Origin of the sequence: Phenylobacterium sp. (genome assembly GCF_035569475.1) — a bacterium.
GTDB lineage: Bacteria > Pseudomonadota > Alphaproteobacteria > Caulobacterales > Caulobacteraceae > Phenylobacterium.
This window is the reverse complement of record NZ_DATMNA010000015.1, coordinates 1-10,575: the sequence shown is the minus strand read 5'-3', so window position 1 is coordinate 10,575 and position 10,575 is coordinate 1. Positions and strand designations below refer to the sequence as shown.

Annotated in this window: 13 protein-coding genes; 5 read left to right on the top strand and 8 right to left on the bottom strand. The window is 70.2% G+C overall.

Annotated elements, in window-relative coordinates; genetic code table 11:
* Positions 1-255: 255 nt before the first annotated feature.
* From VNW53_RS02125 to VNW53_RS02105, 5 genes are all read right to left on the bottom strand, one after another.
* Entirely contained in the window at positions 256-519 is a 264-nt protein-coding gene (locus VNW53_RS02125) for a hypothetical protein (protein ID WP_325553318.1), read from the bottom strand.
* 108 nt (positions 520-627) lie between these two features.
* Positions 628-906, bottom strand: coding sequence for a hypothetical protein (locus VNW53_RS02120; RefSeq protein WP_325553317.1), 279 nt, complete (start codon positions 904-906; stop codon positions 628-630).
* A gap of 90 nt (positions 907-996) precedes the next feature.
* On the bottom strand, positions 997-2,082 hold the full coding sequence (gene dprA / locus VNW53_RS02115; protein ID WP_325553316.1) for a DNA-processing protein DprA: 1,086 nt from the start codon (positions 2,080-2,082) through the stop codon (positions 997-999).
* Positions 2,079-2,720, bottom strand: a complete 642-nt coding sequence (gene plsY / locus VNW53_RS02110) for a glycerol-3-phosphate 1-O-acyltransferase PlsY (RefSeq protein WP_325553315.1) — start codon at positions 2,718-2,720, stop codon at positions 2,079-2,081. The genes dprA and plsY overlap by 4 nt, the downstream gene beginning before the upstream one ends.
* A 33-nt stretch (positions 2,721-2,753) precedes the next feature.
* Positions 2,754-3,056, bottom strand: coding sequence for a metalloregulator ArsR/SmtB family transcription factor (locus VNW53_RS02105; protein ID WP_325553313.1), 303 nt, complete (start codon positions 3,054-3,056; stop codon positions 2,754-2,756).
* A gap of 179 nt (positions 3,057-3,235) precedes the next feature.
* On the opposite strand from VNW53_RS02105, the gene VNW53_RS02100 reads away from it, so the two are divergent.
* From VNW53_RS02100 to VNW53_RS02090, 3 genes are all read left to right on the top strand, one after another.
* The gene (locus tag VNW53_RS02100) at positions 3,236-4,936 is read left to right on the top strand and encodes a class I adenylate-forming enzyme family protein (RefSeq protein ID WP_325553312.1); all 1,701 of its coding nucleotides are present in this window, start codon (positions 3,236-3,238) and stop codon (positions 4,934-4,936) included.
* 183 nt (positions 4,937-5,119) lie between these two features.
* A complete protein-coding gene (locus tag VNW53_RS02095) occupies positions 5,120-5,698 on the top strand; it encodes a 2OG-Fe(II) oxygenase (protein WP_325553311.1) in 579 nt (192 codons plus the stop codon).
* Positions 5,699-5,703: 5 nt separating this feature from the next.
* Entirely contained in the window at positions 5,704-6,681 is a 978-nt protein-coding gene (locus tag VNW53_RS02090) for a mitochondrial fission ELM1 family protein (RefSeq protein WP_325553310.1), read from the top strand.
* 21 nt (positions 6,682-6,702) lie between these two features.
* On the opposite strand, the gene pyrC is transcribed toward VNW53_RS02090, so the two are convergent.
* Positions 6,703-7,995: a dihydroorotase gene (gene pyrC, locus VNW53_RS02085; protein WP_325553308.1), complete on the bottom strand. Its 1,293-nt coding sequence runs from the start codon at positions 7,993-7,995 to the stop codon at positions 6,703-6,705.
* The gene (locus tag VNW53_RS02080) at positions 7,992-8,972 is read right to left on the bottom strand and encodes an aspartate carbamoyltransferase catalytic subunit (RefSeq protein WP_325553306.1); all 981 of its coding nucleotides are present in this window, start codon (positions 8,970-8,972) and stop codon (positions 7,992-7,994) included. The genes pyrC and VNW53_RS02080 overlap by 4 nt, the downstream gene beginning before the upstream one ends.
* Positions 8,973-9,077: 105 nt before the next feature.
* On the opposite strand from VNW53_RS02080, the gene VNW53_RS02075 reads away from it, so the two are divergent.
* Positions 9,078-9,587: a DUF1993 domain-containing protein gene (locus tag VNW53_RS02075; protein ID WP_325553305.1), complete on the top strand. Its 510-nt coding sequence runs from the start codon at positions 9,078-9,080 to the stop codon at positions 9,585-9,587.
* Here the strand turns inward: VNW53_RS02075 and ruvX are convergent.
* Positions 9,584-10,051, bottom strand: a complete 468-nt coding sequence (gene ruvX / locus VNW53_RS02070) for a Holliday junction resolvase RuvX (protein WP_325553303.1) — start codon at positions 10,049-10,051, stop codon at positions 9,584-9,586. The genes VNW53_RS02075 and ruvX overlap by 4 nt on opposite strands.
* A gap of 173 nt (positions 10,052-10,224) precedes the next feature.
* Here ruvX and gatC point away from each other — a divergent pair, with 173 nt between their 5' ends.
* A complete protein-coding gene (gene gatC / locus VNW53_RS02065; protein ID WP_325553301.1) occupies positions 10,225-10,512 on the top strand; it encodes an Asp-tRNA(Asn)/Glu-tRNA(Gln) amidotransferase subunit GatC in 288 nt (95 codons plus the stop codon).
* The last annotated feature ends 63 nt before the right edge of the window (positions 10,513-10,575 follow it).

Below are 10,575 nucleotides of genomic sequence, written 5' to 3'. Positions count from 1 at the left end.
GGCCGGGCTCTCGACGACGACGAGGTTCATGCGGGGGCGGTCTGAGGTTTCCATGGCGAAGCCCCCGGCTCGGCCGGGCGCTTGAAGGACGCGGAAAGTGGGGGTGGCGCCGGGGGGCTGTCAACGGCCCTTGAAGGCGCGCGGCGCGGAGCCCCTTAGGGGCTCTTTTTGCGGGCCTCGTCGGCCGTTGCGCCCGTCAGGCCTCGGATTCGGCCGAAACCGGCGCCGATCGGGGCGCCGGCCCGACCGTGGCGGCTATTGGCCGTGGGGCTGCCGGCGCGGCATCTTGGACATGGCGTCGGCGCAGGGCGCGCTCAGCTTGGCGGCGTTGTCGCGCAGGCAGGCCATCATCCCATGCTGCTCCTTGCCGGCGCAGAGGGACTGCGACTCGGTCGCGCAGGCCTTCCTCACGGCGTCGCGCGCGGCGTGCGCCTCAGGCGACAGGCCGCCGCCCTGGGCATGGGCCGCTCCGGCGGCGGCGAGGGCGGCGAGGGCGATCAGCGGCGTCAGTCTCATCATGCGGTCTCCAGGTTGCGGTCCCCCAGGATCGTCCGCCCAAATGGCCACGAAAAGGCCGGCGTCCTTCAGGAGCGCCGGCCCATCCGTCATTTCAGAAATGTGTCGGACCTACTGGCCGGCCGGCGGACGGCGCGAGGCCATCATCTTGGCCACCGCGTCCTTGCAGGGCGTGCTGATCTTGTCGGCGTTGTCGCGGATGCACATCATCGCCTCGCGGCCGGTCTTGCCGTCGCAGAGCGTCTTCATGTCGGCCGCGCAGGCCTCCTGCATCGCCTGCCGGGCCGCCTGCATCTCGGGCGAGGGCGGGCCGCCGCCGCCGCCCGGTTGGGCGAAGGCCGAGCCCGCGACGGCGAGCGCGGCGAGGGTGATCGCGATCCTTAGTTTCATAGAGGTGGTCTCCGACTTGGTTTTTGAGCCGTCATCCTAGGCTCTGTCCCTAGCGCCAATATTTCCGCGCCTTGCGGTCAGATTGCGGCGTTAGCTGGTTGAGACCATGCCGCCGGGCGCCAGCTCGCAACGCCCGGCCAGGGCCAGTTCCACCAAGGCTGCGAACACCGCCGGGGCCGGAGCGCCGGTGGCCCGCACGATCTCGTCGCGCGAAACCGGGGTGGGCGAGATCAGGGCCGCCACCGCCGCGCGCAGGGCGTCGTCCGGATCGCCGGCGGCGGCGTCGTCATAGCGGCGGTCCGGCTCGCGCAGGCTGCGCAGGCCGTCCAGCGCCCGCAGCACGTCCTCCGCGCCCTCGCAGAGGGCGGCGCCCTGGCGGATCAGGTCGTTGGTCCCCTTGGCGCGGGGGTCGAGCGGCGAGCCCGGCACGGCCAGCACCTCGCGCCCCTGCTCGGCGGCCAGCCGCGCGGTGATCAGCGAGCCGGAGCGCAGCTCGGCCTCGACCACCACCACGGCCCGCGACAGGCCCGAGATGATCCGGTTGCGGCGCGGGAAGTCGCGGGCCACCGCCGTGCGGCCGGGCTCGCTCTCGGAAACCACGCAGCCCGCCTCGACCATCCGGCCATAGAGCGCCGCGTGCTCCGGCGGATAGATGTCGTCGATCCCGCCGCCCAGCACGGCCACCGTGCCGGTCGGCAGGGCGCCTTCGTGGGCGGCCGCGTCGATGCCGCGGGCCAGGCCCGAGACGATCACCTGGCCCGCCTGGCCGAGGTCCGAGGCCAGGCCGCGCGCGAACCTCTGCCCGGCGGCCGAGGCCACCCGTGCGCCGACCACGGCGACGCTGGAGCGGTCCAGCATCTCGACGCGACCGCGGGCCCACAGGATCGGCGGCGGCGGGTCCAGGGCCGCGAGCGCCCGCGGGAAGGCCGCCTCGCAAGAGGCGATCAGCCGCGCGCCCAGGGCCGCGCCGTCCGCCAGTTCCTTGTCCACCGCCGCATCGCCGGCCAGGGTGAGGCGGCGGCCGCCGCGCTTCGCCAGGTCCGGCAGGGCCTCCAGCGCTCGCCCGGCGGTCCCGAACCTCTGGATGAGCTGGTCGAACGTGACCGGGCCGACGTTCTCGGTGCGCGCCAACCGGAGCCAGTCGCGCCGCTCGGCCTCCGACAATGTGTCCGTCACGCGGCGGGTGCTTTCTTGGAGCCGCCGATCCGCGGCTCCTCGCCCTTCAGCAGGCGCCGGATGTTGGGGGCGTGGCGGATGTAGATCAGCACGGCCATCACCAGCGCCAGCGCCGCGACCGGCTGGCGGTTCAGCAGCAGGGCCGCCACCGGGGCCACGACCGCCGCCGTCAGGGCGGCCAGCGACGAGATCCGGAACACCGCCGCCATCAGCAGCCAGGTCGCGCCGGCGATCAGGCCGACCGGCCAGGCCGCCGCCAGCAGCGTGCCGAAGAAGGTCGCTACGCCCTTGCCGCCCTTGAAGCCCAGCCAGACGGGGAACAGGTGGCCCACGAAGGCCGCGCCGCCCGCGAGGCAGGTCAGCAGGGCCTGCCACTCACCTCCATCATTTCTACTCGCGAGCCAGGCGATCAGCACAGCCACCGCTCCCTTGCCCCCATCACCCAGCAGCGTCAGGGCGGCCAGATCCCGGCGGCCCGAGCGCAGCACGTTGGTCGCCCCGATGTTGCCTGAGCCGATGGCCCGAGGGTCGCCCGCGCCGGCCGCCTTCATAATGATCACGCCGAAGGGGATCGAGCCCAGGAGATACCCTCCGATCAGCGCCGCGGCGATTGCCGGCAAGATTGGGTTTTCGAACATGGACGCTCCCTCGAGGTGAGAGTCCTAGCCCGGCTACACGTCGTTGGAGAAGGCCTTCTTGAGCTCGGTGATCTTCGCTTCGTTGCGGCGATAGAAGGTCCACTGCTTGATCCGCTTGGGGATCACCAGCCCGGCCTGCGCCAGGATGCGCATGTGCTCGGACAGCGTCGGCTGGCTGACCCCAAGCTTCTCGGCGATCAGCAGGCCGCACACGCCGTCATCCACCAGGTCGCCGTCGACCTGCGGCCGGAAATGGGCGCGCGGGTCCTTCAGCCAGTCCAGGATCTGCAGGCGGCGGTCGTTTCCGAGCGCCTTCAGGGCATTGACGATAGGCATATTGCCAAATGGCTATGCGACGGGCGCCCCTGCATAGGCCGAGGGGCGGCAGGCGGCAAGTTGCGGCCGCCCGAGACCGACAGTGGCTTCCTTCCACGGCCCGTCTTCGCCTATGTGGATGTCGAAGCGGTCGGAACCAGGCTGCAAACATCACAGAACGCAGCAGCGTCGAGGGCAGGATGCACTACGCGGAACTCAATCAGGCCTGGGCTGACCTCACGGCGCCGGGGGCGCCCTTCGAGATCGCCGAGGTCGAGGTGCGGGGCGCGCGGCTGCGCAGCTTCAAGGCGGCGCCGCCCAACGTCCGCGCGCTCTGGCTCTCCACCGCCGCCTTCGGGCCGCGCGACTACCTGGTCTATGGCGACGAGCGGATCACCTATGCCCAGGCCCACGCCCAGGTCGCCTCGATCGCCAACTGGATGATGAGCGTGGGCGTGGCGCCGGGCGACCGCATCGCCATCGCCATGCGCAACTACCCGGAGTGGATGCTGATCTACTGGGCCGCGGTCAGCCTGGGCGTGGCGGTGGTGGGCATGAACGCCTGGTGGACCGCCGCCGAGATGGCCTATGGCCTGGGCGACGCGCGGCCCAAGGTCCTGTTCGCCGACGGCGAGCGCATCGCGCGCCTGGCGGAACAGCCCGGTATGCTGGGCGAGGCGGTTCTGGTCGGCGCGCGAGTTGACGCCCTTCCGAAGGGCGCCGTCGCGTGGAGCGACGTGATCGCCCACGGCGGCGACATGCCGGCCGTGGAGGTCGATCCGGACGCCGACGCCTGCATCTTCTACACGTCCGGCACGACGGGCTTCCCGAAGGGGGCGCAACTCACCCATCGCGGTTGCGTCACCAATCTGATGAACATGGCGTTCTCCGGCCAGGTGCAGGCGCTGGCCACCGCCCGCGCCACCGGCGTGGCCGTCGACCCGGCCGCTCCGCCGCCCGTGCCCGCGGTCCTGATCACCACGCCACTCTTCCATGTCACCGCCAACAACTGCGCCGCCTACGTCACCACCGCCGCCGGCGGGAAGATGGTGCTGATGTACCGCTGGGACGCGACCACGGCCCTGGAGTTGATCCAGCGCGAGAAGATCACCAGCGTCAGCGGTGTGCCGGTGATGTCCCGCGAGCTGGTCACCCACCCGGACTTCGCGAAATACGACACCTCAAGCCTGCTGACCGTCGGCGGCGGCGGCGCCCAGTTGCAGCCGGATCTGGTGGCCAAGATCGATTCGACCGTCGCCACCGCCCGGCCGAACACCGGCTACGGCATGACTGAGACCTGCGGCATCATCACGGCGGTGGCCGGCGACTTCTTCGTCGACAAGCCGGCGAGCTGCGGCCGCGCCATGCCGACCTTCGAGGTCAGGATCGTCGGCGACGACGGCCGGCCGGCCGCGGCGGGCCAGCCGGGCGAGCTGTGGGTCAAGGGCGCGGCGGTCATCAAGGGCTACATCAACCGCCCGGAGGCGACCGCGGAGTCGATCACCGACGGTTGGCTGCACACCGGCGACGTGGCCTACGTCGACAACGACGGCTTCATTTTCCTGGTCGACCGCAAGAAGGACATGGTCCTGCGCGGCGGCGAGAACATCTACTGCGCCGAGGTCGAGGCGGTGATCCACCAGCATGCCGGGGTGGCCGAATGCAGCGTCTTCGGCGTTGCCGACGACCGGCTGGGCGAGGAGGTCGGGGCGGCCATCGTCATGCGGCCCGGGCAGGGGATCGGCGCCGGCGAACTGCGCGAGCACTGCGCGGCCCTGATGGCCCGTCACAAGATCCCCCGCTACATCTGGATCCTCGAAGCCCCGCTGCCGCGCAACGCCAGCGGCAAGTTCCTCAAGCGCGAGCTGCGCGAGGGCCTGAAGCCCGCCGAAGCGCAGTGATCCGGCCCCGGCGGCAGGGCTTCAGCGAAGACCGAAGTTATTCGTCGCCGCAGGCTTCGGAGGCGTGAGGCGAAGGGGGCTTGACGTCGTCAAGCTCATAACGGATGCGTCCACAAACTGGGGGGCTTCGACCGGAGGCCGTACATGGCAGCTTTAGACTGGCGCGCGATTGAGGCCGCCGAATTGGTCCGGGATCCCTTCGACCACATCGCTCTTCCCCAGGTGCTCGAACCGGAATGCGCCGCCGCGATCCCGGGCGAATTCCCGGCCATCAAGAGCGCCGGATCCTTCTCCCTGACCGATGCTCCGCCCGGGCCGGCGCTCGGCGCCCTGATCGACGACCTGATGTCGGACAGGTTCCGCGCGCAGATGGCCCGCATCTTCCAGGTGGACCTGAAGGACCGGCCGGGGATTGTGACCCTGCGCGGCCATTGCTCGGCGCGCGACGGGCGGGTGCACACCGATTCCAAGTCGAAGATTCTGTCGCTGCTGATCTATCTCAACGACGATTGGCGCCACCACGACGGGCAACTTCGGCTGATGAGCCGCGAGGACGGCTTCTACGAGGCGCCGGTGGAGATTCCCGCCACCATGGGATCGATGGTGGTCTTCCGGCGCACCGACAATTCCTGGCACGGCCATGCGCCGTTCGTCGGCCCGCGCCGCGCGCTGCAGTTCAACTATGTGGAATCCGGCCGCGTGTCGGTCGTCGGGCAGTTTCGCCATCGGCTGTCGGCCTTCACCAAGCAACTCGTGGCCTAGGCGGAGTGAGCGGCGCCGGCCGGCCTCCCGGCGACCTGCGCGTCTGGCATCTGACCACCGGAGAGACCGGGACCCGCCAGCAGGCGCGCGGCCTGGCGAGCGCGCTGTCGCCCGAGGCCCAGGAGCGCGTCGTCCGGGTCAACCGGTTCTGGGCGCTGGGGCCGCCGGCCTTCGTCGGGCTTTCGCCGCCATCGGTCACCGCGGTCACCGGCCTTCTTCAGCCACCCTGGCCTGACGTCCTGGTCACCTGTGGCCGGCGCAGCGCCCTGGTGGCGATGGCGATCCGGCGGCGCAACCTGCGGCCCATGATCTGCGTCCACATCCAGCCGCCGAGCCATCCTGAGGCCTTCGACCTGGTGGTCGCCATGCCGCACGACGGGCTGAGGGGCGCCAATGTGCTGTCGGTCGACACCACCTTGCACGCCATCCGCCCGGAGGACCTGGCGGCCGCCGCGGCGCGGGGCGATCCGCGGTTCGCCGGCCTGCCGCGCCCCTGGACCGGCGTGCTGCTCGGCGGATCCACCTATCGCAGGGAGTTCGCCCAGGATGACGCCGAGCGCCTGGCCGACCAGCTCGACGCCCTGCGCCGCGAGGTCGGCGGATCGCTCCTCATCACCCCGTCGCGCCGGACCCCGGGCGCCGTCGTCGCGGCGCTTGGCGCGCGCTACCTGGACGACCCGACGGTGCGCATCTGGGACGGCGAGCCACCCAACCCCTACCTGCCGATTCTGGCCCTGGCGGACCGACTGGTGGTCACCAGCGACAGCGTCTCGATGATCTCCGAGGCGCTCGCCACCACCGCGCCGGTGGCGATCTTCAGCCTGCCGATGGGCCGGCGCCACGGCCGCTTCGTCGAGGCGCTGGCGGACAAGAAGCTGGTGACGATGCTGGGCGAGGCAATGCCTGCCGGACCGCGCGCGCCTGTCGACGCGACGCCCGTGGCGGCCGACGCGGTTCGCCGCCTGCTCGCCCGCGTCCGCTGAAGTCGCCGCGCCGCGGGCGCGTCAGGCCGAGAACACCGTCCGTCCGTCGACCACGGTGCGCAGCACCTTACCCTGCAGCCTGCGCCCGTCGAACGGCGAGTTCTTCGACTTCGAGACCAGCTTGTCGGCGTCGATGATCAGGGGCGCATTGAGATCGCAGAGCACCAGGTCGGCCGGCGCGCCCTTGGCCAAGCGCCCGGACGCCAGGCCCAGGAGGTCGGCGGGCGCGCAGGTCACCGCGCGGATCAGGTCGATCAGCGGGATGCGGCCTTCGTGGTGGAAGGTCAGCAGGGCCGGCAGCAGGGTCTGCAGGCCCACCGCTCCTGGCGCGGCTTCGTCATAGGGCAGGCGCTTGTCCTCGGCCGGGGCCGGGGCGTGGGCGGACACCACGACGGAGATCAGGCCCGACGCCACCGCCTCGATCACCGCCTGGCGGTCGTCCTCGCTGCGCAGCGGCGGGTCGACCTTGCAGAAGGTGCGGTAGTCGCCGATGTCGATCTCGTTGAACGACAGGTGGTTGATCGAGGTGGTGGCGGTGACCGGCAGGCCGCGGTCGCGGGCGCGCCGGAAGCTTTCGATGGCGTCGGCGGTGGTCAGCTGGTCGACGAGGAACGGCGCGCCGGTCAGTTCCACCAGCGCCAGGTCGCGCTCCAGCATGATCTTCTCGGCGATGGCCGGCACGCTGGGCAGGCCCATGCGCGAGGCGAACTCGCCTTCGCTGGCCGCCGCTCCGGCCGAGAGCCAAGGGTCGGCGGGCCGGTGCGCCACCAGAACCCCGAACGCCTTGGCGTAGGCCAGCACCCGGCGCAGCACCTTGGAATCCACGATCGGCCGGTCGGCGTCGGTGACGTAGACGCAGCCCGCCTCGGCCATCAGCCCGATCTCGGCCATCCGCTGGCCTTCCGCGCCCTTGGTGGCGGCGCCGGCCGGGTAGACCTTCACCAGTTCGATGTCGCGGGCGCGGCGCAGGATGAAGTCGACCACCGACGGCTCGTCGATCGTCGGATGGGTGTCGGGCTGCACCACGATGGAGGTGACCCCGCCGGCCGCCGCCGCCAGGGCGGCCGATTTCAGGGTCTCCTTGGTCTCGGTCCCCGGCTCGCCGGTCTTGACCCGGATGTCCACCAGGCCGGGCAGCAGCAGGGCGCCCTTGCCGTCGATCACCTCGACGTCCTTGGACAGGGAGCCGAGGTCCGCGCCCTTCACCACGTCGGCGATCACGCCTTCGGTGACGATCACGCCGCCGGGGCCGTCATAGCCGCTGGCGGGGTCGACAAGGCGGACGTTAGCGAAGGCGATGGGACGCGAACTCATCGGTCGTTCTCGAGCCGCGCGGCCAGGGAGGTCAGCACGGCCATGCGCGCGGCCACGCCCATCTCCACCTGGTCCTGGATCAGGCTGACCGACAGGTCGTCGGCCACGTCGCTGTCGATTTCGACGCCGCGGTTCATCGGCCCGGGGTGCATCACCCGGACGTGCGGCGCCGCGAAAGCCAGCTTCTCGCGGTCCAGGCCGAAGAAGCGGAAATACTCGCGCTGCGAGGGCGCCATGACCCCATCCATGCGCTCGAGCTGCAGGCGCAGCATCATCACCACGTCGCAGCCGGCGACGCCCTCGCGCATGTCGTGGAAGATCGCCACGTTCCAGCGGTCGGCCTGCGGCGGCATCAGTGTTGGCGGACCCACCAGCCGCACCTCCGCGCCCAGCATCTGCAGCAAGGCCAGGTTGGAGCGCGCCACGCGGGAGTGCGCCACGTCCCCGCAGATCGCCACCTTCAGCCCGGCGATCCGCCCGAAGGCCCGGCGCATGGACAGGGCGTCCAGCAGGGCCTGGGTCGGGTGCTCATGCTGGCCGTCTCCGGCGTTGATCACCGAACAGCTCACCTTCTGCGACAGCAGGCTGGCCGCGCCGGACGAGGAGTGGCGCACCACCAACAGGTCCGGCTGCATGGCGTTCAGCGTCACCGCCGTGTCGATCAGGGTCTCGCCCTTGGCGATCGACGAGGAGCGGGGGCTCATGTTGACCACGTCGGCGCCGAGCCGCTTGCCGGCCAGCTCGAAGGAGCTCTGAGTCCGCGTCGAGTTCTCGAAGAACAGGTTCATCAGCGTCCTGCCCTTGAGCAGGTCGAGCTTCTTCGAGGTCTGGCGGTTCAGGCTGACGAATCCGTCGGCGAGGTCGAGCAAATTCTCGACTTCGACCTCGTTCAGATCGGTGCTGGATAGGAAGTGACGTTTCGGGAACGAGAAGGTCCGTTGCAGGACCTCGTTCAGACCAGGCGGCGTGGCATTCATTAAAGGGGCGTCTTAGGCGGCTTTGTGCGGGGAGGGAAGCCGCCCTTTGCCGACTCTCCCGCGGACCGGTAGGAGAACGGCCCAAAGCCAACCAGGAAGCGCCTCGTGACCGTCAGCCTCTTCACCTTCGTCGACCTGTTCTCCCGTCAGCTCACCACGCTCGACAGCCTGCTCGCCAAGGGCGCGGCGCACGCCAAGACTATCGGCGCATCCGAGACGGAGATGCTCGATTGGCGGCTGATCGAGGACATGGCGCCGCTGCGTTTCCAGGCGATGGTGGTCTGCAACTTCGCCCGCCAGTGGACGGCGCGCGCCGCAGGCCTGGAGGTCCCGGCGGCCTATGCCGACACCCTCGACCTTGCCGGCTTCAAGGCCGCCATCGCCGAGGCCAAGGCCTATCTCGCGGCGCTGACGCCCGAGCAGTTCGCCGGCCGCGACGACGCGCCGCTCACCGTAGAGATCGGCAACGGCATGTCGCCGACCCTACCGGCCGGCCAGTGGCTAACCGTGTTCGCGACCACCAACCTCTATTTCCACCTCTCGACCGCCTATGGAATCCTGCGCGCCAAGGGCGTGCAGATCGGCAAGATCGACCTTTTCGCGGGCGGCCTCTAGCCGTTCCGCAGCCGGTCCAGGGCGCCTTGCAGGATCCAGCCGGCCGCGGCCTTGTCCACCACCTCGGCGCGGCGGGCGCGGTTCATGTCGGCCTCGTCGATCAGCATGCGATTGATGGCCATGGAGCTCATCCGTTCGTCCCAGAAGGCGATGGGGATGTCCTTCAGGCGCAGGAGGTTGCGCGCGAACGCGCGGCTGGACTGGCAGCGGGGCCCTTCCGTGCCGTCCATGTTGACCGGCAGGCCGATGACGATCCCGCCGGCCCCGCGGCTTTCCATCAGCTTGAAGAGGGCCTTGGCGTCGTCGGTGAACTTCACCTTGCGGATCAGCTCCAGCGGGCTCGCCACCGTGCGCGTAGCGTCGGAGACCGCAACGCCGATGGTCTTTTCGCCCAGGTCGAGCCCCACCAGCGGCGCGTAGGCGGGAAGGGCGGTTGGGAGTTCGAGGAGGTCGAGAACAGGCATCGTCCCCTTCCTTACCGTGTCATCCCGGTTTTCGCGGCACGCGAAAGACCGGGACCTATAAACACGAACGCCGCCAGTCGGATGAAGCGGCGGCGCCGCGCGCTTTCCGGGATGACATTGATAATTGCCGGCGCGGCGGCTAACCCACGCCCTCAAGTTCATGGAGGGATGGCATGGCCATCGACGCGGCGACCGTTCGCAAGGTCGCGAGGCTGGCGCGGATCGCCGAGCCCGAGGAGAAGCTGGAGGGCCTCGCCAAGGAGCTGAACGGCATCCTGGCGTGGATCGAGCAGCTCAACGAGGTCGACACCGACGGTGTCGAGCCGATGACCTCGGCCGTGCACGTGCCCCTGCCCATGCGCGACGACGTGATCACCGAGGGCGGCGACCCGGAGGCGGTGCTGTCCAATTCGCCCAGGCGCGCCGGGAATTTCTACGTCGTGCCGAAGGTGGTCGAATAGATGACCGCGCTCACCTCGCTCACGCTCAAGGCCGCCCTCGACGGCCTGGCCGACAAGTCCTTC

Bases quoted from the DNA above. Each gene is read 5' to 3' on its own strand.
- ruvX (WP_325553303.1), bottom strand. From the start codon at position 10,051: ATGCCTGTTCTCGACCTCCTCGAACTCCCAACCGCCCTTCCCGCCTAC.
- VNW53_RS02080 (WP_325553306.1), bottom strand. From the start codon at position 8,972: ATGAATGCCACGCCGCCTGGTCTGAACGAGGTCCTGCAACGGACCTTC.
- VNW53_RS02120 (WP_325553317.1), bottom strand. From the start codon at position 906: ATGAAACTAAGGATCGCGATCACCCTCGCCGCGCTCGCCGTCGCGGGC.
- pyrC (WP_325553308.1), bottom strand. From the start codon at position 7,995: ATGAGTTCGCGTCCCATCGCCTTCGCTAACGTCCGCCTTGTCGACCCC.
- VNW53_RS02125 (WP_325553318.1), bottom strand. From the start codon at position 519: ATGATGAGACTGACGCCGCTGATCGCCCTCGCCGCCCTCGCCGCCGCC.
- VNW53_RS02105 (WP_325553313.1), bottom strand. From the start codon at position 3,056: ATGCCTATCGTCAATGCCCTGAAGGCGCTCGGAAACGACCGCCGCCTG.
- plsY (WP_325553315.1), bottom strand. From the start codon at position 2,720: ATGTTCGAAAACCCAATCTTGCCGGCAATCGCCGCGGCGCTGATCGGA.
- gatC (WP_325553301.1), top strand. From the start codon at position 10,225: ATGGCCATCGACGCGGCGACCGTTCGCAAGGTCGCGAGGCTGGCGCGG.
- VNW53_RS02100 (WP_325553312.1), top strand. From the start codon at position 3,236: ATGCACTACGCGGAACTCAATCAGGCCTGGGCTGACCTCACGGCGCCG.